This window comes from Paenibacillus sp. MER TA 81-3 (genome assembly GCF_023713585.1).
Lineage (GTDB): Bacteria > Bacillota > Bacilli > Paenibacillales > Paenibacillaceae > Paenibacillus_B > Paenibacillus_B profundus.
On record NZ_JAMAWB010000004.1, the window covers coordinates 339,814 to 364,710 of the forward strand.

The window sequence follows — 24,897 nt, forward strand, 5'->3', positions numbered from 1 at the left end:
GAATGACAAGCAAACCGAGCCGCACCACATTTAGAAAGCGTCTGGACGAAATGGTCTCCGTATTAAGGGAAGAGATTGTGACCGGCAAGCGTATCATTGGGGAATACTTGCCCTCCGAGTTAGCATTGGGCGAACAGTTTCAATTGAGTAAAAATTCCGTGCGCAAAGGCTTGGATATACTCGTATCCGAGCAATTGATCGAAAAAGTGCCGCGTATCGGCAACCGGGTATTGAACCCGGGGCGAGAAGGAACCGTAGAGCTTCGGTTCGGATACTATAAATCGGTAGTCGAAGAGGCGGCGATGGAACAATTGTTGTCCGACTTCCAACAACAGTATCCGCATATCCGAGTGCAGATGATTCCCCTTCCTTATGAAAATTATAGTGATACTGTATCGGAGTATATTGAACGGGACATGCTTGATATCGCGACCGTAAATTATAGCGATTTTCAAATGTTTGTTCATGAGGGGCATCATCATTTGCTCGAACCGATCATGAGTCCTTCCGGACAGTATCCTTTTATATCTGATTCTTTTAGCTATCAAAATCATATATTGGCGCTGCCTCTTATCTTCTCTCCGGTCATCCTCTGCTATAACCGGGATCATTTCGCAGAGAAAGATATTGCCGAGCCGGACAGCAGCTGGCGCTGGTCCGATCTAATGGAGGCGGCCGCGCAGCTTGGCAACGAGCAAGACAGATACGGATTTTACTTTCATTTGCTGTCTAATAATCGCTGGCCTGTATTTTTGCTTCAGAGCGGTTCGGTGGTGGAGCGTGACGAGCAAGGACGAGTGCAGCTGTGTGACTCGAAGCTGATGGAAGGGATACGATTGTCCCGTGACTTATTGGGTCACCAGCATATTTTTCCTAACTATATGTCAGAGAGCGACGCGGATGCGGAGGAGCTCTTCCGGCAAGGGAAGGTCTCGATGATTATGTCGACCTATTTTAGCTTGAACCATCTGAAAGACGTCCAGTTCTCGTTCGATGTGGCGCCGCTGCCTTATTTGAACGAAGCAAAAACATTGCTGCTCGCGATTGGACTGATGGTTGGCCGGAAATCGAAAGCGAAGGAAGCGGCCAAGACGTTAGTCGACTATTTGCTCTCCTATTCAGCGCAATTAACGATTCGAAAGAATACGTTCAGCATACCCGCCCATAAGAAGGCGGCAGAATGGAGCGGCACAGATATATTGATCCGTCCGAGCCGATTTTCGATGTACCGTGAAATCATTCCGTCGTTCCGCTTTTTTAGCGAGCTGCGGCTGCGATCTGATGAAATTGATCGGATGCGCAATGAAATGAAGCTGTATTGGTCTCATATGGAAGAAGAGGACGAGCTATGTTCGCGACTGGAGCATATGCTGGATCGGGCAACCGCCCAGTAAACTCCTTTTGCCGCCAGAACCGTTCCATGAACCATAACGAATAACTCCGGTACTTTTACGTATCGGGGTTATTTTTTTACCATTATGCAATGCTTAATTGACGGACTTCCTGACGGACTTCCTGTCTTGAGAAAATAAAGTATTAGACCGTAAAAATAAAGTTGTAGACCAGGGCAGTGGTGTTAAACTAACGGGCAGTAATACGTAATAATAATCATGATGTATTTACAGCATGTAACAACCATTACGTGATATAATTGGAATGTTTATGGATAAGGATGTGGTGATGATAATATGATGTTGTGGTTTCGAAATTTGCCTCAAATAAATATGGATTTTTATGAGTCTACCTATTATCGTATTGTCGGTATTGCCTGGTATTATTTCTTGCTATTCATCGGGTAGTATCAAATCACTCATGTTATTTATTGGTTGGGTAAACCTGATAATCTCTTCTTCCGATATAGTTAATTCATTTCTAATCCTAATAAAGCCTAACAAAACAATATTTTGGAGAGGTTATTATCAAGTAAAACAATAACCCTGTACTATCAGGCATACGACAATCATTAACGGAGAACGAATAGTGCTAATTTAGGTTGGAGGGAAGACAATGTATGTAACAACGGATAGATTGATAATTCGAAGTTTTGAATGCGAGGATTGGCCAGCAGTACTTGAATACACTTCGAATATAAGTAACATGAAATATATACCGGAAGGGGTTTTTAACGAAGAGACAGTTAAAGAATTTATTAGTAAAAACATTGGCGACCAAGCCCGAAATTTTCCTGTTGTTTTAAAGGATAATGGAAAGCTTATTGGTCACATTGTATTTCATGAATATTTTGGTAAGCATACATATGAAATTGGATGGGTATTCAATCCCAGTTTTCACAGTCAAGGCTACGCTTCAGAAGCGGCATTATCCATATTGAAAAATGGATTTGAGGAAATGAATCTACACCGAATAATTGCAACTTGTCAGCCAGAAAATTTACCGTCTTATCGAATTATGGAGAAGATCGGAATGAGACGAGAAGGTTATTTCAAGAAATGTATTCCCTATCAAAATGAATGGTGGGATGAATATTACTACGCTATACTGCGGGAAGAGTGGAACCAGCGGTCTTCAACTAACGTAGAACGTTAGTTCAATAAAACAGCGGCAGTCTAGGACTTTATTTTCTCGTCCATGGCAGCCGCTGTTTCAATTTCGGGGTTAGTCTAATACTCTATTTTCTCGGCACTCTTCCGTGCAATGGTCCTTATGCTCATTCTCCCATACAGTACTGGATGTCTTTAAATTGTCATAAACACCAACAGTATTGACAGCGCTTTCTTGGCTGGGTAATATTATAAATATACCAGAAGTGAACTATAACTTGTCCTATAAACTGTTGCTATACCTTCGTTTTTATATGGAATATTGATTGTTGTGAGGATGGTGGCTACGATAATGATGTTTACAGTGGGGGGGAATACATACAACTGTGGTTCTTATCTAGTTTGTTGATTATATATAGAAGGGATGGTCTTATTTATGGTTAAACGCACGAACATCTTGCTGTTGACGCTTATCTTCTCATTATCGATGCTGCTCGCGGCATGCGGGTCAGGCGGCTCGAATTCAGGTCAAGGAACGGACGCGGGAGAAGCGAAGTCTACGGGAGAACAGGCGAATTCCGGGCAGGACGCTGCAGGGAAGAAGCTGTCTGGCAATATTACGGTATGGATTCATCCGTATGTTGCCGAGGAGAAGAAGGATGAGCTGAAGACGGTGTTTGACGGAGCGATTGGAGCGTTCAACGAGAAGCACCCTGATGTCAAAGTGAAGCTGGAAGAGATTCCGTGGAAGAACCGCGAGCAGAAAATATTGACGGCCCTTGCTGCGGGCAATGGTCCAGATGTGTTCTATCAGCTTCCTGACCAGATTCCCCAATTTGCCAACAAGGACGTGCTTGAACCGTTAACACCTTATTTAGAAGACAACAATATGGACGATTTCTCTCCCGGCTCTTTGGAAGCGGGAACGTATCAAGGGACGTTATATGGATTGCCTATTCTCCAAGAGGCACAAATGATGTTCTATAACCCTGACATCATTAAAGACATCGGTGAAGACCCGGCGAACGTGCCGAAGACGTGGGATGAATATAACGTCTGGGCGGAGAAAGCCGTCGCCAAAGGATATTATGCCCGGGATTTCAATGGGGGTGCCGCATGCTGCAACGCGACGTTGTATCCGATTCTGTGGCAGTTCGGCGGAGATGTAATCGACGACAGTCAGAACGCAGTCATCAACAATGCTGAAGGGGTTGCTGCCTTCCAATTCATTAAAGATATGTATGACAAAGGGTGGATTCCGAAGGACTCCATATCCAATCAAGATCAGTTCCCGGAATATTTGTCTGGAAAAATGTTATCGGTATGGGGAGCGGGCGTTACTCTGAGCGTGCTAAAGACCGAGAATAGAGACTATGTGACCGGTCCGCCGTTAAAGGGAAAGGCAGAAGCAAGCTTTGGAACCGTCGGTATGTTCGTGGTGCCAAAAAAAAGCAAAAATAAAGAAGCGGCGGCTGAATTCGTGAAGGTGCTGACCAACACGGAAACGCAAATGGCGTTCAACAAGCTGGCGAATTATATTCCGACTCGCAAGTCAGCTTCCTCCATCTACGATAATGATGAAGATATGAAGAAGTTTCTTGAGGTGGCGGCCTATGCCCGCCCGGGCGTGATGAGTCCCGTCGCAAGAACGATTATGCCTAAGATTCAAGCGGAAATCGCTGCTATGCTCGAAGGCGGGAAGACGCCTCAGCAAGCGGCGGATGCAGCGGCCAAAGCCATTCAAGACGAACAAAGCAAAGGGTAACGAATGCCGAAGCGTTGATTCGTTAAGGATGCGGGGGATCATCGCAAGCAGAGTTGCGGTGGCCCCCGCTATTATTAATTAATGGGATCGTAGGTGATTACTTTGTCAAAAGCGAACGGTCAGGCCGAGCCGCTGATCCTTCAGCACAAACCGCCATTAGGCAGGCGATTCCGGCTGGAATTCAAGAAAAATGCGATCGTGTACGTGTTTTTGATTCCGATTTTGGCCCACTTTCTCGTATTTCAAATATTTCCGCTCGCCTTTAGCTTTGTGCTGACGTTTATGGACTGGCCGATTATTGGTTCGCCGAAATATGTAGGGCTTGCGAATTGGAGTTATTTTTTTCAAGACGAGATTGCTTGGAAAGCGATCTGGAATACCGTGTTGTTTTCCGTTTATTATATTTTGCCGACGATGGGCATGGGGCTTGGATTGGCGCTGTTGGTCAACTCCGGCGTGAAGGCTTCCGGCTTTTTTAAGAGCTTGTATTTCCTCCCTGTCGTTACGTCCTTCGTTATTATTTCCGGTATTTGGGCTTGGCTCTTCAAAGGCACGGAATACGGGATGATCAACTATATATTGAGCTGGATTGGCATCGATACGCAATTGTTCTTTTCCGATTCCAAGCAGGCGCTGCCCGTATTGGCCGCCCTGAGCGTGTTCAAAGTAAGCGGCAGCACCATGGTTTATTATTATGCAGGCTTGAAATCAATCCCGAGCCATCTGTATGAAGCGGCCAAAATCGACGGCGCCTCGAAGTGGAGAACGTTCTGGAGAGTGACCTTCCCGCTGCTGCTGCCGATCCATTTCTATGTGGCGATTATTACGACGATCGGTTCTTTCCAAATATTTGATTCCGCGTATTTGATAACGGGCGGCGGACCTAATTACGCTACGACCACTCTTGTGTATTACTTATACGAGGAAGGCTTTACAGGACTTCGCTTGGGTTACGCCAGCGTCCTTGCTTATATTTTGTTCTTTATTATTTTCGCCATCTCGCTCGTGCAGCGCAAATATTTGGGGAAAGATGTGCACTATTAAGCTGCACGTCACAGCAGGAGGAGGAGCTTGCTTTGACTGTCTCAATGAAGAAGAACGTATTTGTATACCTGATGCTCATGATCCTCGGAATCATCTTCTTTTTCCCATTTGCGATGATGATTTTAGGTTCGCTGCAAAAGGTGGAAAGGGCTACGGCCGATCCGTTGTTCTGGATCCCGACCAATCCCACGTTGTACAACTTCAGCTACATTATGAACCAAAGCTCGTTCGTGCAGTGGATTAAGAACTCATTGGTCATCACCATCGTCCCTGTTCTGGCGCAAATCTTTTTCGGAGCAGTGCTTGGCTATATTTTTGCGAAAAAGAAATTTCCCGGTCGTGAATTCGTGTTCTGGACGATGATGGCTGTCGTCATGGTGCCGGGTCAACTGCTCATCATTCCGAAATATGTCATGTTCAGCCAATTTGGCTGGATTAATACGTATGCTTCGATCATTGTGCCAGAGCTGTGGGCAATTATGGGCGTGTTTCTCGTGCGGCAATTCATGATGACCATCCCGAAGGACTTGGAGGAAGCGGCCTATATGGATGGGGCGGGCGACTTTACGATTTTCTTCCGCATTATGCTGCCGCTTGCTAAGCCGGCCATTGCGACGATCGGGACGTTTGCCTTCATTAGCTGCTGGAACGATTTGTTCACTCCGCTCATCTTTATGACGTCCGAGGATATGTTTCCGATTACGGTGGGGCTGGCCTCCATTTTGACGAAGGAAGGGAATTTCGGGGTTGAGATGGCCGGCTCCGCGATTTCATTCGTGCCCACGTTCCTCATTTTCATTTTCTTCCAACGTTACTTTACGGAAGGCATCGCCATGACGGGACTTAAATCTTAACGATTCACGAAAGCGCGCAATACCGCACAAGAAAGGGAGAATCAGCATGATATCGGTTGTAGCATTGGATGGGAAAATCAAGACGGTTACCCTCCCCGAGCCGAATGTGAAGCAGAACTTCGTCTTGGTTGATACGGAATACTCAGCCATCAGCCCGGGTACGGAAATGATGATGTCGGAGAAAAAAACGGACCGCCCGATCCCGCTGGGCTACAGTGCCGCCGGCATTGTGCGGGAAGTGGGAGCGGGCGTCACTCATGTGCAGGCGGGACAGTGCGTCGCGTGCTACGGCGCTCCGTTCGTGCGGCATGCCGGCTTGTTGGCGGTGCCGAAGCATTTGCTCGCGCCCATTCCCGATGGAATGGATATTCGGGAGGCTGCCTTTGCTGGCCTGGGCGCGATTGCGATTCACGCGCTGCGGCAGGCCAATCTCCAGTTCGGCGAGCAGGCGGTCGTAGTCGGACTGGGCATATTGGGACAGATGATGTGTCAAATTGGGAACGCTGCGTCCTATCATATGTTAGGCTATGATCTGCTGCCCGAACGCTGCGAGGTGTTGCGCGAATGTGGAGTCGACGACGTGCATTCGACGCTGGAAGGGATCGATGCTGCCATTCAAGACGCCACCGGCGGAGAAGGGGTGGATACCGTCTTCTTGTGTACAGGACGGAATGCGGCGGGGATGATCGATCAGGCGCTCACTTGGATTCGGGATCGCGGCAAAGTGGTCATTGTCGGAGACTTGGAAATGGAATTCAACCGGGAGCTGATGTTCTCCAAGGAAGCGCAAATCTTAATCTCCCGCGCCGGCGGACCGGGCAGATACAAGCGCGAGTATGAAGTAGACGGCATCGATTACCCGAAAGGGTATGTGCGCTGGACCGAAGGCAGGAATGTGGGCGAATATGTGCGCCTGCTCGCCGAGAAGCGAATCCAGGTCGCGCCGCTCATCTCAGCCGAAATGCCAGTGGCTGAAGCCGCTGCAGCCTACGAGCGTTACAAGGCATCTCCCCGCGATACGGTAGGTATTGTGTTGTCCTACCAGCCATGTTCATTCGCAGTGGAATGAAGGGAAAGATAGCTGATCATGAAATGAAATCGACATTGGCGATGAACGATAATCCTGCAGGATTTTCACTTCCAAGCGGATTAAGAATATAATTGACCGCTGTAAACGATACTACCACGACATATATCGCTCCGGGAGGAAGCGGATTGCTGCTGCTGTTTTTGTACACTCTTATGCCTTGCCAATTGTAAGGCGGCGTTTCGCTTAGGCCGACAATAGGATCCATATTTCCATCCAAGAGCACTGGAGGAGTTAACGTCTGCACCAACACAGGGGTCGGTGGACTAAAATTATAAACATCAACCCGGGCCACATGGGCATTGTCGGAAAAGACGCATAAATTTACGTTAATTGTGAGCGGATTAGGGTTGCCGATGCCGCCGCTTCTTGCGGCAAATCCTCTGCTTTGACCATCGGATGTAGTTGAATCCCAAATGTATCGGGAATTTATAGTGGGGAAAGGCCCGTTGTCATTCGAATATTTAATTAATTGGGGCCAAAGAGTATAGCGGGGGATAACCGTGGCTTTATTGCCTGGCGCTCCGCTTACGGCCAAAGCAATGGCTGTATCCCGGTCATTCGCAACATATACGTTACTGCTACTAACTATTATAGCCTGACCTACAATAGGCATTCGATAACACCCTCTTCTAGATGAATGTGCTTCGCTGTTCCATGGTATTCACGACAGGTTAGATGTGACGGGGCGCAGGAATTTATTTTGTAAAAGCAAAAAAGGTTTTCTTTTTTATTCCGATTTGGTAGGATAAAAGAAATTGAATGCTGTATGTAACTGGCGAAAATAGTGGGAGCAACCACAAGGGAGCATACAGTCGGAATGTACCGTTCGCCTGGGTAAAAGTGTTTGTTGAAGACTCGCTTGTTGAGCTTCGGCAAATGCTTTTTTTGTTTTTCACATTTCACATTATTGCAATCGCTATGCCACAGGAGGTTATACGATGGGAATGGTCATGAAAGCAAAAGAAGCCGCGGATGCCGTGTACAACGATATCCGGAAGAGAGTGGAGGAGTACGCGTCACAGGGACATCTTCCTTGCATTGCCACGATTCTCGTCGAGGGGGATCTCGCCTCCGCTTATTATGCGAAGATGAAGCAGAAGGCGGCGAAGCAATGAATCAGGCCATAACGTGGGACAGTTCGATACGGAGCTTTCTGGAGCGGGCGGGCAGCGCCGATCCGACACCGGGTGGAGGAAGCGTGGCCGCGCTCGTAGCGGCGCTCGGCGCAGCGATGACCTCGATGGTGGGCAATCTGTCGCAGGGCGAGAAATTCGCAGGCATTCGGGAACAAATTGAGCTTACGCTGAACGAGATGAACAGTCTGTCTGCGCTATGCGAGGAGCTGCTTGCCGACGACATTCGCACTTTCGGGCAGTACATGGAGGCGCTACGGCTGCCCAAGGGGACCGAGGAAGAGCAGGCGAACCGCAGACAAGCGCTGCGCGAAGCGACCTATGCGGCCATCGAAGTTCCGCTCCGGCTGCTCCGGGTATGCAGAGACGGGATGCGCATTGCAGCCGCAATCGCGGAGACGTCTAACAAGAACGTCATTTCTGATTTGGGCATTGGGGCGATATTGTTCGAGGCGGCGGCCCAATCCGCCTATTTGACAATTGAGATTAACCTTGCCTCGGTGAAGGATGCGGAACGAAAGGGAGAGTACGCAGAGCGATCCTCTCAACTGCTGCTGGAGAGCGGGCAGTTGAAAGAGTCGACGATGCATACAGTCCGTCAACGAATCGCAGGATAGGGAATATGTACAACGTCAGTATGAAAAAGGCCGACGGTTCCCGGTGGAATCGTCGGCTTACGCGCGGTATGGACACATTATGAAGAGATAGCTTGCTGCCGCTGATGCCGATCGGTATACAATACCTTCGTCATTAGCCCAATCGAAGCGACAATCAAGGCCGCAGGAATCCAGAAGATGCGCGGCGTTACCCCTTCAATTAACAACGGCAGGAAGTAGCCGATGAGAGAAGCCGTCTGGGAAATGAATACGTACAGACTGGCGCCGAAGCCCGCCTTGTGGATGAACATGCGCTGCACATAGCCCATGCCAACGCCATACAGCACGGACACGAAGAACGAGTACAACGGCTGCACAAGGAAAAATATGGTCAATGACCCGCTGACGCTGTAGGTCAAATAAGTGACCAGCGCAAAGGAGCTGCCGAGCAGGATAACGGGCTTGCTGCCGTATTTGGCGGCCCAGTAGCCGGCCATCGTCATGAACAAGAGCTCGAACACGGCCTGCGTACTCCAAATGTAAGACATCAGGCGCGGATCCCCGAACTGCTCGTGAACGACGAGCGGCAAATACAATCCGCGAATCGCATCGGCGCAGGACAGCAGCAGGATGGCGAACAGCATGATGAGGGAGAACGGTTCTCCCTTAATAGCCTTATTGGCAGATGCCTCTGCCGTAATTTCTTTATAGAACAGCAGTAGGATGAACAAGGCCGCATATCCCGCCAAATTACCCCACAGCACGCCCTGGAACGTCGCCAGCAAATACAAATTGGCTCCGAGCAGCAAACCCGTGAAGAAGCCGACGCTGTACGTTGCGCGCAGCCAAATCTGGGCGATCTCTACGACGTCCGGTGCCATGCGCGTAAAATGATTGCGGGCCATCGCGAACAGCTGTCCCATAATCATGCCGGAGGGTGCGGTCGCCAACGCCATCCCGATAAGTGCGGGCATGTAGCTTGCAGCATTCATATAGATGAGCAGACCTGCCATGCAAATAAGGGAAGCGATGATCGGAATCGTCTTCTTCCGCTTCATGCTGTCACTGATGAATCCGACCGAGATCGTAAGCACCATGTTCAAAAAGAGTGATATGGCGAAAATCGAAGCAATCTCGCCTTTGCCGAGTCCTATCGACTCCTTTAAATAAATGGCGTTCATCGGAGCCAGAATCCCTGTTCCGATTCCGTACAGAAAGAGGGTCAGCAGGAGAAAGCCCGCGCCCTTAATCCTCATAAACACCTTGAAATCCTGCCATATGTGCATGAAGGAGTCTCCTTCCTCTAAAATGCCATCTATTTTCTACCATTATGCGCATGCTTGAATGATTACGACAAGCATTAATATCATAGTTCCAATCGAGCTGCACCCCCTGAACCTTGTTCATGTGCCGCCATGCTTTGCTTCACTCTCCCCTCAAGTCAGTAAACGGTTTCTGATGGATTGGGAGAGTGGACAAAAGAGGTGTTTCAAAGGATACGGTGGGCATCATCGGGATGGATATAAATGAATAAAACCAGAATGCCGGACTAGTCCTGTTTAAATTCATTTGGCGATCAATCAGAAGTCATTAGAATATAGAAAGCGGCAGGAGCGTCATGCTCCTGCCGCTAAACTGCGTCAAACCGTTAAAGCCTCAAATCGTAGGCTCGTTAAATCGCCCAATTGCCCTTGCGGAAGATTGGCTCGACAGCACCGTCTTCATGAATGCCGTCAATGTCCATCTCCGCGGATCCAATCATGAAATCGACGTGCGTGATGCTGATGTTCACGCCGGCCGCAGCGAGCTCTTCCTGTGACATCGTCTTGCCGCCCTCCACGTTGAAGGCATAGCCGCTTCCGATCGCCAGGTGATTCGATGCATTTTCATCGAACAGCGTATTGTAGAACAGGACATTCGATTGCGAAATCGGAGATTCGTGCGGCACGAGCGCAACTTCGCCCAAGTAATGCGAACCTTCGTCGGTGTCAACAAGCTGCTGCAAAATGTCTTGTCCCTCTTCTGCTTCGACCTTCACGATACGCCCATTTTCGAACGTCACTTTAAAGTTATTGATGAGGTTGCCGCCGTAGCTGAGCGGCTTCGTGCTTGACACATAGCCGTTCACGCCGGATTTGTGCGGTACGGTGAATACTTCTTCGGTCGGCATGTTCGCCATGAATGGAACATCCTGCTCGTTCGTGCTGCCTGCGCCTACCCACAGGTGCTTCTCTGGCAGCTCGATCGTCAAGTCCGTGCCTGGCGCTGTATAGTGCAGCTTATGAAAATGCTTGCCGTTCAATACATCCACTTTTTTATGTAAGGTCGCGTTGTGTTCTTTCCAAGCTTCCACCGGATCAGGCGTGTTGAGACGCACAGATTCGAAAATCGCATCCCACAGCTTCGCGATTCCTTCTTCGCCGTTCAGCTCTGGGAACACTTTGGCTGCCCATGCTTGGGTCGAAGCCGCGACGACCGTCCAGCTTACTTTATCCGATTGGACGAATTGGCGGAAGCGCTCCAGTGCTTTGCCCGACGCCTTCTGATTGTTGCCGATCCGCTGCGGATCGATGCCCTTCAGCAAATCTGGATTGGAGGATACGATGGAGATGAACGCTGCTCCTTTATCCAGAAATGCGTTGCGCTTCTCGACTTCCCACTGCGGGAACTGAGTGAACACGTCGTCCGCCGCTTTTTCGAACTTCAAGCGCGTCAGCGTATCGTCCGTCCATTCAACATGGACATTGCTTGAGCCTGCACCGTACGCTTTGCTTGCCACGAGGCGAACGAGGGGTGCCATTTCAAGCGATCCTGTCACGAACACGGGTTGCCCTTGCTGTACGTTTACGCCTATCTTCACGATGAGCTCAGCGTATTGTTCCAACTGTTGTTCGAATGTTGCCATATGTCATCACCTTTTTCAATTGTTATAGGGTCTTCATAGAGCTTGCCGTGATACATTCACTATACCTTATTCGCGGGCGGCTAGACAAACTATTACCCGAAGCGCTCTCGGCGCAGGAGTTCCCAGCTGTCGTGACGGCGGAAGCGGTATCATCTCGGACAGAGACAGTGGCATCGCGGACGCCAACAAAATAGCAGAATAATTGTTCGAATAAAGCTGCATGAATAAGAAAGAGGGGCAGTATCTGCCCCTCTTTCTCTGCTGTATCATGCCTGCGCTGTCAATGCGAGCACGCTTATACAGCGTTGCTGCTCTTGCGTTTGAGCTATACGCCCATACGTTTGCGCTGATTGTTGATTTTCTTCGTGTGTTGACTCTTCATCATTTGATTGCCTGCCGCGTGATGCTGTTGCTGACCTTTCGCTTGGCCTTGCGCTTGTTTCTTCTGTTGCAGCATCCGCTTTGCCGCGTCTGCCAGACTCACTTTTTTCGCCTCTTCTGTTTCTGCAGCGTTCGGCTTATTATCTTCCATCATATTTTCACCTCAAATGTAATTTCAATTTAGAATTTGACCTATCTGTTCAATAGTATCACATGTTCTTGTATTTATAATAATGTGTTTACGTTACCGTAAGCAATCCCTAATTAGGATTAATGTGTAAGAAGTAGGGGCGGAACCAAGTATTCTCTTAAGGGATGTGCGACTTGCATATCCTTTTCTCCGTTTAGACCCTCATACAAGGAGTAATTATGATCGGCACCTGCGACACACAAAATACGTGTCCCAGACGGAACAATAAAAGAATGATAAGGAAAATGGGTTTAGAAGAAGTAATGGAGGGACAAAAACTTGGCTAAATTACAACGATTGGCTACAAAAGAAGATGGCATCGTTGTTGTTCATAATCCTGTAAGCGAAGGAGAAGTGGAACAGTTAAGGGTAAACCTTCACGATACGATGCAAAAACCGATTTATTGGATTGGGGATTTCATAGAGGATACGATACAGAGAACTTGCGTAAATCAGCATACTTTTCATTAAAAGAGATATTTGAAACGCATTAGTTTCATAACGAAATAAGACCCACCATCAAAATAATAAGTATTAAAAGTAATTACAATATAGAAGGGATTTTGAAATTTAAGTAGAATAACTTATAGTATTTCTTAGAATGCTTGGAGGTCATATTTTTGTTGCTTTACTATTGATATATATCATCTGTCTAATAAGTTAATATAAATTAGGAGCTGATATATTATGATATACAAGAACTCACTCGATGGTATTTCTTCTGATATGTTAAAGGGCTTTTTTGTGGATTGGCTTAATCCACCAAATCCACAAACTCACTTAATACTGTTAAAGAAAAGCAGTAAAGTGATTATTGCGATTGATGATAATACGAATCAAGTAGTTGGATTTATTACAGCGATAAGTGATGGAATTCTATCTGCCTACATTCCATTTCTTGAAGTTTTACCAGAATACAAAAATAAAGGTATAGGCAAGGAATTAGTAAATCGGATGCTGAAAGAACTTGGTGACATATATATGATTGATTTATGTTGTGACGATGACTTAGTTCCTTATTATGACAATTTCGGAATGACGAAGACAAATGGTATGATTTTGAGGAACTATAAAATGCAATCTGGAAGTTAAAAAAATAAATATAAGCCAAAAACGCTTGGGAATTTGTCCAAGCGTTTTTGTATGCTAAATTATCACTAATTCAGCTTCAATCCGTTGGCAATCGCTTGGGCGGCCTCCGCCCGTGTCGTGTTCCCGGTAGGAGCGAAGCGGTTCTCCGCCCGGCCTTGTACGAGACCCAGCGCCTGCGCCGCGGTCACATATTCAGTTGCCCATGGAGAAATGTCCAGCTGATCCCGGAAGGTCAAGGCGCCCGAACGCGGCGCTTGCATGCCAGCAGCTGCCTCGTATGCCCGAACGAGCATTGCCGCCATCTCTTGGCGTGAAATGGCTTCGTCGGGGGCGAACCTGTTGTCCGCTTTGCCGGTTGCGATCCCGGCTTGGACAGCGACTGCAATCGGCTCCGCATACCATTTGCCGGCAGAGACGTCAGCAAACTCTGCCTTGCCTGGCTTCCCTAGATGGAAAGCCTTTACTAGCAGTGCCACAAACTCGGCGCGGGTCACCGGACGGTTCGGCTCGAAGGTCGTTAGTCCCGTCCCTTGTAACATTTGCTTTGCCGTCATTTCTTGGATGATGCTGTGCGCCCAATGGGCAGGAGACACATCTGTATAGCGCTTGTTGTACTCCAACACGGCATATTTGCCAAGCTTGTCGAATGCCCCTGTAATCTCTCCATTCCCCGCAGAACCACCGTGATACTCCAGCGTTCCATCATTACGAATCGCATAGATTCCGACCAGGCGCGGGTTCGGCTTCCCCTCCAGCTTCCAGGTTACGGAGATAGGCTGAACAAGCTTCTCAACCGGTACGGAATCGCCATTCTTCTTGACGATCATGAGCTGTAACTGGTAGGCAGAACCTGATAAGGTGAGTCCGCTCTTTGCGGATTTCGCGTTTTCAAGGCTAAGCCAGTCTGGTAACGGGTTCACCCTCCATGAGAGGTGACTGTCTGCCCGTTCATCCTTCGCAACCATGCCGGACAATGCTTGGAGCGCCTCCGCAGGGAAGCGGGCCGTCCACCACTTAGACCTGAGTTCCAGACTTTTGCTTGCCAGCAAGTCTCCCGTATCGAGGGGCATAATGATTCCGTAATGTCGTCTGGCATGGTCAGAGCAATGCGGATGCCGTGTGCCGACGCACCGGTTATATCTTTTTCAGCAACAATAAACTGATGAGCGGGCTTCGGAAGCGGATCGGCAACCTTGCTGCCGCTCGTGCCGTTTCCTTGTGAGCTGCTGCCGGACGATCCGCTGCCGCTGTCTGGCCTCTCGCCCGGTCTGTCGCGGCCTGGTCCCTCCGGTTGATCTGGCTCAGATTTACCTTTGATCAACTCACGTGTGTCCCTGACGCGCACCCAGTAGCCGCCAGAGAATTTGCCTGTCACGCCGACGGCTTCGAGCGTATCTCCTAGCTTAAGGGCAGGCGGTTGACCGTTCTGTTCGGCGATGTATCCGTCAATGAAGATCAGAGCTTCGCCCGTGCCATCATCCACATAAATCGTATGATCAGGGATGCTGGACACCCGCTTCACGACACCTGACAGCTTGACGAGTACTCCCTGATTCGCTTCATCCTTCGCAGCCCCTGTAGTAATTCGTTTCGGTTCTAATGGCTGCCCTGGAACCTTGTTCAGCTTAAGCACATTCTTATCGAAATTGTCGAACATAATCTCCACATTTTGCTCGAACACCTTGACATGCCCGTAGATGCGGACCGTATCTCCAAGCTGGAGCGAATCTTTCGGCACCTCGTTAAAGGCCATGATGCCGCCCGTTCCGTCTTGCACATAGAACGCGTCAAAGAATACGCCCGCGGCGGTCGTTACTGTTCCTTCCACGACAATGTCTGTTCCTTCCGGCTGTGTGCGCGCATCGCCAATCGGCACGACCTTCGTGCCACGGTGGGCAAGCCAGTTGAACAGGTTGGCCGTCAGACGGACGTTATCGTTCTTTTCACCTATATCATCCAGTTGTCTGTCATTGAACAGATTCATTCCGGTGACGACGATGCGCCCCGCTCCGATTTCCTGCGAAGCAATAAGCGGGATGGCCGTTCCGCCCTGTTCACCGGATGTGTTGTATGCTGTCCCTTTCGAGGCAAGATTGAACTGGTAGCTGGCTGCGTTGCCTCGCGCAATGATGGTGACGGGGTCTGAATCCGCCAACGGCTGCTGGCCCAGTCTCATCAAGCTTGCGCCGCTATAGTAATCCACTCTGTGCACAAAATCCGTCACATAGTTAGCGACTGGTTCAGGGTGGGCCCGAACCGACCAGAGGCTGCTTGCTGGATTCGACCAGAAGTTTCCGTCCTCACTGCCGTCATACACGCCGTCATCGTTGAACTGGATGACCGAACCGAGTCGTTCCAGCAGCGGGTTATTCATAGTCGGATCGGTGCTGTTGTTGCTCTTGCTGGCAAGCATCAATGATCCTCCGTTGTTGACGAATTCAGCGACGGCCGCCTGCTCGCTCTCCATGAACGGCTTGTTCTTATGTGGATGGGAAATGATCAGGACAGATACATGCTCCAAAGCTTGTTGAGTCAAAGGCTGGTGATTCTCAATGACTTGGTAGCCTTCGGCGCGAAGCAGCTTGGTCAGCTTCTTGAATTCGTCCTTGTATTTCCCGGAATCTCCCGTCGAATTCTCATTGCCGTGTGCCGCGTCAATCATAATGGTAAGACCGAGAGGCTCCTTCACATGGAAAGTCTGTGCGAACTGATTGTTCTCTGGCGCATTGCCGGCTGGCGGATTGGCGATGACGGCAATAATATTCCGGTCGCCTCCCGTCGGATTGCTCCATGTCACTTGAACGCGAGACACGCTCTTCGGCGATAGGGAGGTCACTTCGGCTGTGCCAATCAGATGTGATTCCTCAACCTCATCCGCATAAAATTGAACTTGAAGGCGCTCAAGCTCGCCTTGGCCGAAATTGCTGATCAACGCCTCCAATACGGCCGGATTGCCTGCAATGATATTGCCTTCGCTTGCCTGAATATCCTGAACCCTGACATCCACCTTGACTTCTTTCGTCCAGATCGGAGAAGCATATACCCGATTGCCGTCCATTTGCGTAACTTTAACAAGGAACCATTGCTGTCCGCCGGGAACGGCAACCTCGGGATTCCATGAAAAGCGTTTGTTCTCATCCGTAAAAAGGTCGGGCTGTGTCTCCGGTGTAATGAAGTCGGCGACATGGCCGCCGTTCGTAATCAGTTCGACTGTCTTAATACGTTCATCCGGTGTAAAGCCAGGCGGGAGATAGGTGTAGGGTTGAGCGGAAGTTCCGCCTGCAATGGTGAAGGCAAGTGACTGACTGTCTACAATTGATCCCATATAATACCCGTTGGCCTTGACATCAAGCGTAAAATTCGGGTTCTCCGACATATAAACACGCCGGTTCCGCATCGAATCGAGCAGCGATTCCCGGGTCAGTTGTTCGGCGACGACAATCGTGCGCCGCATCGTCTCGCCCCACATCCCATTATGATGATCCTCCCCGAACGTCGGTGCGACATGCCATCCTAAATCCAATGTCTTATAATACAGATTTTCAATATTGGAATAGGTATATTGTCCAGAACCGTTGCCCACTTCAAACATCGTGAACAGTTTATCCACATCTTGGTCGTACGGAACGAATGCGTTAAATGGCGGGGTGCTTCCGCCCCAGTTCGGATGATTGAATTGACCGATGAGAGCGTCGTAGGTTTTGGCCCATTTGTAGAATTGGTTCAAATTTTGATAGATGCCGTTATTTTGAATGCGATCGATAAAGTTCTCTGTTCCGAAAATATTGGAATGGCCCCACACCGTGGAGGTCATCTCATAGGAACGGAAGGCAACAAATTCCTCATCTTGTGTACTGTCTTCAGAGACTTGCTTCAGCTTCTGCCATGCGGAGGCAGCTTGATCCGCGCTGCCGGTCCGTTCCGGCATGCCTTGGCGATCGATGCTGTCCTTGGCCTCGCGGCTGCCGACGTCGATGTCATGGGAATGATCTGTAAAGGCGAACCAGTCATAGCGATGCTTCTTGGCAGCGGCAATCGCTTGTTCCGGTGTTCCTTTCGCATCATGCGAAATGCCGGTATGATTGTGCGACGAGCCCCGGTAATGGTTCCCGCCTTCAAACGTCGGCAACACGCGGAACGTCCACGCATGCTTGCCTGCATTTCCCTTCGCATCTTTGGCTGTCACTTCTATTTTGTAGCTGCCCGTCTTCAAGTCGTTGTTCAGCTTGATGACGACCCTTCCGGCAGGCGCATCGAAGGCAGGAGCTAGCGGCTCGCCATTAAGCTGTGCCAGCACCGAGCCCGCATCTATTCCGCTTGGATCGAAAATGTGTACGGAAATTTCCGGACGTCTGTTCTCCGTCTGAGAATGGTCGGCAGGCAATTCTTCAGAAAACTCCGGACCTTCCTGATCTTCCACGAGCATAAGCTTAATCGGAGCGTCATCTGTGCCGGCTTGTTGCGTCTGTGTGCCTGCGGTAGCTTTGATGTAATATTCCAATACGGCTCCAGGTACATCGGCAGCGTGAATGACGGCTTCATAATGGGAGCCGTCATTAATTGTCATCGGAAGGGCCGCGAAATCGGAGCTGCCTGCCTGGCGGTAGTAGAGTATAACGGACTCCGCATGGAATGATGTGGCCGCAAACCGAAGATCCAGGCCGGCATATCCTTCTGTGACAGGAGTATGTTCCAGCTGAAGAGAGCCGGTGATGTCAGCCTTCTCGCGCGGATATAATTCATATCCCGAATCGAAAGGAGCATACGTCTTGTGTTGTCCGACGATGCCCGTGAACCAGTATGATTGCTGCAGCAACAGCTTCCGTACGGCATCGATGCCTGTACCGTATAGCTTGACGTTCATCGCTTGCCCGTTCTCGTCGGTAATCGTGACGTTCGTGTCTGACGCGGAAGGCGACAGCTGAGATACCGTTCCGCGAATGGTCACGAGTCGTCCTTCATATGGCTCTGCAGCAGCATAGCGGTTCAGATCGGCGATGGTAAGCACGACCGGCTCCGGAAGCGGCTCCTGCTTGATGTATGTGACGGAATGGGGGACGAGAAGCGTCATCCCATCGGCAAAATCGACCATCCCGGTGATGCGAAGCCTATCGCCGCGCTTGATGCCTAATCCGTGCGCGATCCCGTCCAACACTTTTACGCCGCCTGTGCCATCCTCAATGAAGAAGTTGCTGTTTCCCTCACCGAATAGCTGATTGTCAACGGTCACGATGCCCTCTACGGTCACTCGGGAACCTTGGTTAATCGGGATGCCGCTGCTGCTGTTCACCCGCAGATCGGACAGCGGGATCATGCGATAAGAAGGATCGTGACCGTCAGCATCGACCCGGACCATGCGGCTCTCTTCGCGGCCAGCAAGGGTAGCGGACACATAGGCTGTATTCTTCTCGCTCGGATTATCGAATGAGATAGCAAAGGAACCGTCAGACTCCGCCTCTCCTGAAGCCGCCTCCGAATACAATCCGCCGTCCATTACATAAATCTTGACGAGAGAGTCGTGCGGCACCGCTTCAGACTGGCCATATACGGCTGTATAGACGGATTGGGTAACGGTGGAGTAGTTGCTCTCCAGCCGAATGAGCCCAGCGTTCGGTGCGGGCGTTATCAAGGCCGGCTCCGGTGCGGTGCCGGAATGACGGATGTATATGCTGTTGCCAGGATCGGCTATCGTGTGAATGACAAAATCCGCCCCGGTATTTTTTGTGAACCAGCCGTTGCCCAACCCGATGACACCCCGCGGATCGCTTCCTTCGTTTGTTTTGCGGAGCAACGTCCCTTTCTTAAACGCTTCCACGCCGATGTGTTCTTCGTTGCTGTCTGGAGAAGGCGCGATGATGGGGCTGCCCCAATATTCGTTCGGCAGATTGCTGTTGCTGTCGCTCCAAGTGAAAAAATCGACGACACTCGGATCGTCTTTTCCGCTAATCGTATCTTGCCTGTTGACCAGCGCGAGCTTCCCGCTGGCTTGCCCCGGATTGACGGAGGACGTATCATCGGCGGATACAGGCAGCGGAATGCCATTTGTACCGCTCCCGCCGGTAATCAAGTAATAGCCATGCGCCTTAATGGTGCCAGATAACGTTTTATTGTTGGAAGCGCCGGGCTTGGCGGAAAATATGGAATTTTTGGCGGCGTATTGAAGGGACCATCCGCTCAAATCCACGTCCTTGTCTGTCGGGTTGTAGAGCTCGAAAAATTTCGTGTTGTAAATGGCCCCGCTATTGCCGCCCGCCACATATACCTGACTGAATACCACATGTGGAGCACCCGCTGCTTCTGTCCGCTGCAGGAGCCCCGGCGGAATCAGGGACGTGACGAGCATAATGAATGCCAGCGTCAAGCCTATCCATTTCCGGGTTATGTACTTGTTCCTCAATCGAATCATTTCCTTTACCTCCTATATGAAATGGAATGAAGCTAAAAAAATGCCATACTCTATCGTATTGTAATTTCCAATTGTTATGAGGCTGTTAATTGCAGGAGGGGGATATGTAAAGGTTTATAATGCCCTGCTAATCTATGGAACGGGCCAAGGATCGATTACAATATAGGCAGGCACGGTAGGGGACAGGGAGAGCAGTATGACACAGCCAAATTCCTATCGTCCGGGGATTGGATTCCCGGTAGCTAGCGGGGGATGGCCTATATGAGCAGAGGGGTGAAGACCATGCGCATCGGTATTATTGGTACGGGGTGGTTCAGTAAAGTACATGCTGGAATATTGTCAGGCATGGAAGGCGTGCAGGTGATAGCCATTTGCGGGACAAGCACAGAGAAAGCGCAGCAAATGGCCTCTGGCTACAGCGCATCGGGATATGGACAATTGTCCGATATGTTGGATGGAGAGCGGTTGGATGCGGTCTATATTTGTGTTCCGCCCTTGGCACATGGGGAAGTGGAACGACAACTTTTACAGCGGAAAATTCCATTTCTGGTGGAGAAGCCGCTTGGCATCGGCACGGAGGTGCCACGTGACATTTTATCAGGGATACAGTCCAGTTCCCTTATAACCTCTGTCGGCTATCATTTCCGTTACATGGAGACATCGCTCCGTTTGAAGGAAGCGTTGGCCCGGCAGAGCGCGGGCATGGCCGTCGGCCAATGGATGGGCAGCATGCCTCAAGTCGCGTGGTGGCGGAAGCAAGCGGGTTCGGGTGGCCAATTCATCGAACAGACGACTCATCTCGTCGATTTGCTGCGTTATTGCGCCGGTGAGGTGGAGGAAGTGCAGGCGCTGTATGGTCAACGGATGCAGCGGAGAGAGGAGCTGGGGGTAGAGGTGGCCGACGTGGGCACCGTGTCGCTCAGATTGCGCAGCGGCTTCATCGCCAACATTTCTAACACTTGCCTGCTGCCTACTGGGGTGAGTCGCGTAGGCCTGACCTTCTATACGGAAGAAGGCATGCTGGACTGGAGTCCAGAGCGGCTCCGCATGAGCGAGACAGGGCAGACAACCGAATGGCCGAACGGTTCCGATCCGTATGCGCTTGAGAGTGCGGCGTTCATTCACGCCGTTCGCACTGGAGATGCATCGCGCGTTTTATCCGATTATGCCGATGCATTCCGCACGCATCTCGTGACCTGCGCCGCTTTAGAATCGGCTGCTGCAGGCAGGCCGATTCTGATAAGCGAGTAGAAAAATGCAGGTTAATAATTCTGAGAAGGGGGTGGTTCAAGCAGCAAGGCTGCGCTTGAAACCACCCCGATTCATGTATCGTTCATTACTCCAACTTTAATTCAAGGAGACCCAAGTCACGGATGTCTATGACCCCGTCGCCATTCAAATCAAGATGCCGATTATGCTCCTGCAACGGATTTCCGATCTCTTTGGCGAGCAGCTCCATTTCGATCGCGGGTCTAGGATCTTCTCCTGCATTGGAAATTGGGATTTTGATCAAGTTGGCTTGATCAATGTAATAAATATGCTCGTTGCCTTGCCCGTCCTTGGCCAGCGTCATAAAGGCAATTTCTTTGAATGTGCTGCCGTTAGCCTCGGATAACGTTACAAATTCCCACGTGTACGGGTCGATAACGGTGATGCGATCCGCTAAATCCATGTATAACAATCCGTCTTGCCCCCAATGCGGGTGGTAGGGGCGCCAGAAGCCGTAATTTTTAACATGCGGGTATATATTTTTATAGTCTAGGATGCGATACGTATCCGGGTCCAGCTTGAACAAGATTCCGTCGACCCCGCCCCATACATTGCCGTCTGGGCCAATGGACAAGCCGCTAATCATGACAGGCCGATCTAGATCGGGGATGTCCAGTGTGAATTCCGTTATTTTTTCTTTTTTCTCGACATCCCACACGAACATTTTGGCCGTTTTTTCAGTCGCGGCAATCCCCAGGCCGCCAAAGACGGTGGTCGAGCCGAATATTTTCCCGTCCTTGTATGCCAAGCCGTTGATGCTCTGGTTGCGGACGACATTCCGGTATACTTCCTTCTTTCCCGTATCCGGATAATATAGAGTCAATGCGCCGCCTAATTTGCCGTAATCGGGAATTGTCCCCATCATGATGAAGTCATTCGTTGCCCGCATAATGTAAGGGCGATCTTGCTCAGAGCCGATTTGGAACACGGTGTGCGCTTGTGGAACCGGCTTGGCCGTATCTAAGTTCTGAATGTGGCCTCCCGGATATATGCCAAAATATATATCTTGGCCATAGGCAACCATGCCTTCCGCCTGTCCTAAGCCGAAGGTGGTGAATGCGTCGGTTCGCGGGTCGAACCTCACTCCGATTCCGCCGGGATATCCGCTCATATATATGTTCCCGTCTGGACCGTTTTCCATATTGTGCAGCGGATTGGATGATCCCTTGACGACGGAAGGAAGATATTTGCTCTTCTCCGTGTCGAGATTGAAGATGGCCGTCTTGCCGTCACGCAGCATCGTAACGAATGAAATGCCGGGGAAATCGGGATCATCCTTGAACGCTACCCAGGCGGCTCCGCGGAAGGACGTGCCATACTTCATGGCGGTCATGCGCGCCTCGAACGTAGTCAAGTCTATCTCTGTAATGACCCCGTTGGCGGGGACATACACTTTGCCATCCTTCGCTGCAAGCTGGTTAAACGAGAACACGCCCGCTCCTTGCACGCCGCCAATGTTTTTCCCGACTTTGTGCGGCAGCCATTCGCTTTTGTCCATATCATAGAACAACAAGGTCATGAGCGGATCGCCGAATTTCACGAGCAAATACCGATCCACGATCGCCATGTCATACGCAAACGGAACGTCTGCCGGAGCCACGCCGAGGAGCTCTGCCACTTGGCCGGAAATCACCTGCTTCTCTCCGGTCTGAACGTTCAGCTTGACGATGGCTCCCGTGGAGCCGATGCCTGCAAAAATGTAACCGCTGTCATAAGCCATTGAGCGGACGTATTCCTGGTCCTTCATCATGCGGCCGTAATCATGGTACTTCTTTGCAATGGGATCATACTTAAATACCTTCCCTTGCTGGAACGTGCCTCCGTATACGTTGCCATCCTCGTCGGTTACCATGGACCAGATTGATTTTTCGCCTGGAAGCGGCTCTCCCAAGCTGCTTACGGTCTTCGTCCGGGGGGAATAGCTCCACAATTCTCCTCTAGTGCTGCCGGACATAATGGCTGCAATATAGACGGTTCCGTCCGGGGCAATTGTATGGCGCCAGGACGTATGAACGCCCTCTAGTCGAAAGGAGCGCAGCAGCTTGTTGCTTTGAATATCCACCACATTGAACACGGACGTATCGCCTTGCGCCGTGGAATACATCGTTGGCCGTCCATCCTCGATGCCTGCGACCGCATCGTTAATCGCAACGGTGAAGACGGGAACGCCCAAGTCTACCGGCTCGGCAAATATTTTGTTTTTGAAGACAATCGATCCTGCCGGCGGTATTCCGCCAGGCGCTGCGCCGGCCGTATCTGCCGCGCCCGCGGGATTGCCAAATGCCAAGACGGTCAGCATCGCCGCCAACATGGCGCTAATCCAGCTTATTCTTGTGTTCCATCGCTCTGTCAAGAGTTTCCCTCCTCTAACTGATTCATCCAACATTCCAGACACGCATTAGTTCCAGGCCGCTCGGTTGGAAGCGAATCTGCTGCAGGTATTCATGTGGGTTGCAAATCGTGGTATTCAGCAGCAGTAAATAATGGGCTGAGACACTTGCTAGAATATAACTGGTTCATATAGATCTTACCTCGTTCGATAGAAGTGTCAACAGGCAGCCGATATATAGACACGTTAGAGACAAGTCAAAAAAACTGAAAATGATGCCTGTTTCTGCATACAACCATTTTCTGCAGCTGCCTCAATAAAAATAGAGGATACCTGCTCGAATAATCGAACAAATATCCTCCATTCAATGCAGCTTGATTAAGCTATCCCTCTCTTCTGCATGCTATTGGGGAAGGAGTTCAGCTTTCTTTTCTATAAATAAACATTCATGCGTCTATTAAAATGTCGCCTCAAACCTTCGCCCAATATGTTGAAGGTTAATATGGAGAAGGCCACGGAGAGCGCTGGATAGAAAATAAAAGAGAATTTGCTGACATAGATTTCAGCCCGATGCTCCGCGAGCAGTGACACCCAATTGAGGCTTGTGCTCAAAAACTTCATCGTGAAGTAATCGACCTCAGCCCAGTCATGGGTCAGGAATATGCTTAGAACACCTAGTTGTCCGATCAGCAGCATCACTTTACCTAAGTCCAAGCAGAAATTGACGACGATTTCTGGAAGCAACGCTGGAAAATAGTAGCTTTTGGATAACCGCCATGAGCTTAAGCCCAATCCTACTCCAGCTTCAAAAAAAGGCTCGCGCGTTATTTTATTAGTTTGCTCCTGCACCAAATGAGCGACGCGGCCGGTCTCGATGATCGCCAAAAAGAAAATGACCCATAGAAGCCGATTGTTCGCGTATTGTATGAATGGAATGCTCAGCAGCAGGATGGCTGAAAACACGGACGGCATGAAAGAAAACAGTTGATTTAAGCTGTTTACGATAAAATGGGCCACGCCCTTTTTTTTGCGGGCGAGCAGCCCCAATGGAATCGCGATTAAATATCGCAAAAAAGCGACAGAAAATACGATTAGAATCGTCTCTTTCGTGCCAACGATAAGCTTGCTTAGATTGTCTACGCCGTTCCTGTCACTTCCCAACGGATTGATGCTCGATGGCGCATACGGTGGCAGCAGAAGCTTCTTCTGTTCGCTCCATCTATGCTTCACTTCCTGCAGCTCTTTATCTACAAATGGCAGATCGGGTCCGAAAAACATGACAAAGACAAGGAACGCGAGCATGAATCCGCCGATCCACAACGTAATGTTGCACTTCTTCAAT

General features: G+C 49.9%; 19 protein-coding genes, 1 pseudogene and 1 riboswitch. Of the genes and pseudogenes, 12 read left to right on the forward strand and 8 right to left on the reverse strand.

Going from position 1 to position 24,897, the window contains the following annotated elements; translation table 11 throughout:
• Positions 1-2 precede the first annotated feature (2 nt).
• From M3650_RS07705 to M3650_RS07735, 7 genes and pseudogenes are all read left to right on the forward strand, one after another.
• The gene (locus M3650_RS07705) at positions 3-1,394 is read left to right on the forward strand and encodes an extracellular solute-binding protein (RefSeq protein WP_251573619.1); all 1,392 of its coding nucleotides are present in this window, start codon (positions 3-5) and stop codon (positions 1,392-1,394) included.
• 331 nt (positions 1,395-1,725) lie between these two features.
• Positions 1,726-1,935, forward strand: a pseudogene (locus M3650_RS07710) (metalloprotease family protein); the annotation flags it as partial.
• Between the two features lie 72 nt (positions 1,936-2,007).
• Positions 2,008-2,547: a GNAT family N-acetyltransferase gene (locus tag M3650_RS07715; protein WP_251573620.1), complete on the forward strand. Its 540-nt coding sequence runs from the start codon at positions 2,008-2,010 to the stop codon at positions 2,545-2,547.
• Between the two features lie 390 nt (positions 2,548-2,937).
• Positions 2,938-4,266 (forward strand): sugar ABC transporter substrate-binding protein, encoded by a 1,329-nt coding sequence (locus M3650_RS07720; RefSeq protein ID WP_251573621.1) that lies wholly within the window; start codon positions 2,938-2,940, stop codon positions 4,264-4,266.
• A 135-nt stretch (positions 4,267-4,401) separates the two neighbouring features.
• On the forward strand, positions 4,402-5,310 hold the full coding sequence (locus M3650_RS07725) for a carbohydrate ABC transporter permease (RefSeq protein WP_026010885.1): 909 nt from the start codon (positions 4,402-4,404) through the stop codon (positions 5,308-5,310).
• Between the two features lie 44 nt (positions 5,311-5,354).
• Complete coding sequence (locus M3650_RS07730) at positions 5,355-6,164, forward strand: carbohydrate ABC transporter permease (protein ID WP_026010884.1); 810 nt, start codon at positions 5,355-5,357, stop codon at positions 6,162-6,164.
• Between the two features lie 46 nt (positions 6,165-6,210).
• Positions 6,211-7,233: a zinc-dependent alcohol dehydrogenase gene (locus tag M3650_RS07735; protein ID WP_251573622.1), complete on the forward strand. Its 1,023-nt coding sequence runs from the start codon at positions 6,211-6,213 to the stop codon at positions 7,231-7,233.
• A gap of 16 nt (positions 7,234-7,249) precedes the next feature.
• Here the strand turns inward: M3650_RS07735 and M3650_RS07740 are convergent, their stop codons facing one another.
• Positions 7,250-7,867: a hypothetical protein gene (locus M3650_RS07740; protein ID WP_251573623.1), complete on the reverse strand. Its 618-nt coding sequence runs from the start codon at positions 7,865-7,867 to the stop codon at positions 7,250-7,252.
• A gap of 145 nt (positions 7,868-8,012) precedes the next feature.
• Positions 8,013-8,097: riboswitch (ZMP/ZTP riboswitch) on the forward strand.
• 95 nt (positions 8,098-8,192) lie between these two features.
• On the opposite strand from M3650_RS07740, the gene M3650_RS07745 reads away from it, so the two are divergent.
• Both M3650_RS07745 and M3650_RS07750 read left to right on the forward strand, forming a co-directional pair.
• Positions 8,193-8,369, forward strand: a complete 177-nt coding sequence (locus M3650_RS07745; RefSeq protein WP_251573624.1) for a tetrahydrofolate dehydrogenase/cyclohydrolase catalytic domain-containing protein — start codon at positions 8,193-8,195, stop codon at positions 8,367-8,369.
• Entirely contained in the window at positions 8,366-9,004 is a 639-nt protein-coding gene (locus M3650_RS07750; protein ID WP_251573625.1) for a cyclodeaminase/cyclohydrolase family protein, read from the forward strand. The genes M3650_RS07745 and M3650_RS07750 overlap by 4 nt, the downstream gene beginning before the upstream one ends.
• A 77-nt stretch (positions 9,005-9,081) precedes the next feature.
• Here the strand turns inward: M3650_RS07750 and M3650_RS07755 are convergent, their stop codons facing one another.
• The 3 genes from M3650_RS07755 to M3650_RS07765 form a co-directional block, all read right to left on the reverse strand.
• Positions 9,082-10,269 (reverse strand): MFS transporter, encoded by a 1,188-nt coding sequence (locus tag M3650_RS07755; RefSeq protein ID WP_251573626.1) that lies wholly within the window; start codon positions 10,267-10,269, stop codon positions 9,082-9,084.
• A 386-nt stretch (positions 10,270-10,655) separates the two neighbouring features.
• The gene (locus M3650_RS07760; protein ID WP_251573627.1) at positions 10,656-11,888 is read right to left on the reverse strand and encodes an aminopeptidase; all 1,233 of its coding nucleotides are present in this window, start codon (positions 11,886-11,888) and stop codon (positions 10,656-10,658) included.
• Positions 11,889-12,213: 325 nt separating this feature from the next.
• Positions 12,214-12,420 (reverse strand): hypothetical protein, encoded by a 207-nt coding sequence (locus M3650_RS07765; RefSeq protein ID WP_251573628.1) that lies wholly within the window; start codon positions 12,418-12,420, stop codon positions 12,214-12,216.
• 318 nt (positions 12,421-12,738) lie between these two features.
• On the opposite strand from M3650_RS07765, the gene M3650_RS07770 reads away from it, so the two are divergent.
• The gene (locus M3650_RS07770) at positions 12,739-12,930 is read left to right on the forward strand and encodes a hypothetical protein (RefSeq protein ID WP_251573629.1); all 192 of its coding nucleotides are present in this window, start codon (positions 12,739-12,741) and stop codon (positions 12,928-12,930) included.
• 216 nt (positions 12,931-13,146) lie between these two features.
• Positions 13,147-13,551 (forward strand): GNAT family N-acetyltransferase, encoded by a 405-nt coding sequence (locus tag M3650_RS07775; RefSeq protein ID WP_251573630.1) that lies wholly within the window; start codon positions 13,147-13,149, stop codon positions 13,549-13,551.
• Between the two features lie 65 nt (positions 13,552-13,616).
• Here the strand turns inward: M3650_RS07775 and M3650_RS07780 are convergent, their stop codons facing one another.
• Both M3650_RS07780 and M3650_RS07785 read right to left on the reverse strand, forming a co-directional pair.
• A complete protein-coding gene (locus M3650_RS07780; RefSeq protein ID WP_251573690.1) occupies positions 13,617-14,516 on the reverse strand; it encodes an S-layer homology domain-containing protein in 900 nt (299 codons plus the stop codon).
• Positions 14,468-19,957, reverse strand: a complete 5,490-nt coding sequence (locus M3650_RS07785; RefSeq protein ID WP_251573631.1) for a DUF4350 domain-containing protein — start codon at positions 19,955-19,957, stop codon at positions 14,468-14,470. The genes M3650_RS07780 and M3650_RS07785 overlap by 49 nt, the downstream gene beginning before the upstream one ends.
• 261 nt (positions 19,958-20,218) lie before the next feature.
• Here M3650_RS07785 and M3650_RS07790 point away from each other — a divergent pair, with 261 nt between their 5' ends.
• On the forward strand, positions 20,219-21,208 hold the full coding sequence (locus M3650_RS07790) for a Gfo/Idh/MocA family protein (protein ID WP_251573632.1): 990 nt from the start codon (positions 20,219-20,221) through the stop codon (positions 21,206-21,208).
• Between the two features lie 85 nt (positions 21,209-21,293).
• On the opposite strand, the gene M3650_RS07795 is transcribed toward M3650_RS07790, so the two are convergent.
• The gene (locus M3650_RS07795; protein ID WP_251573633.1) at positions 21,294-23,579 is read right to left on the reverse strand and encodes an NHL repeat-containing protein; all 2,286 of its coding nucleotides are present in this window, start codon (positions 23,577-23,579) and stop codon (positions 21,294-21,296) included.
• A gap of 408 nt (positions 23,580-23,987) precedes the next feature.
• On the reverse strand, positions 23,988-24,896 hold the full coding sequence (locus M3650_RS07800; protein WP_251573634.1) for an ABC transporter permease: 909 nt from the start codon (positions 24,894-24,896) through the stop codon (positions 23,988-23,990).
• Between the last annotated feature and the right edge of the window lies 1 nt (position 24,897).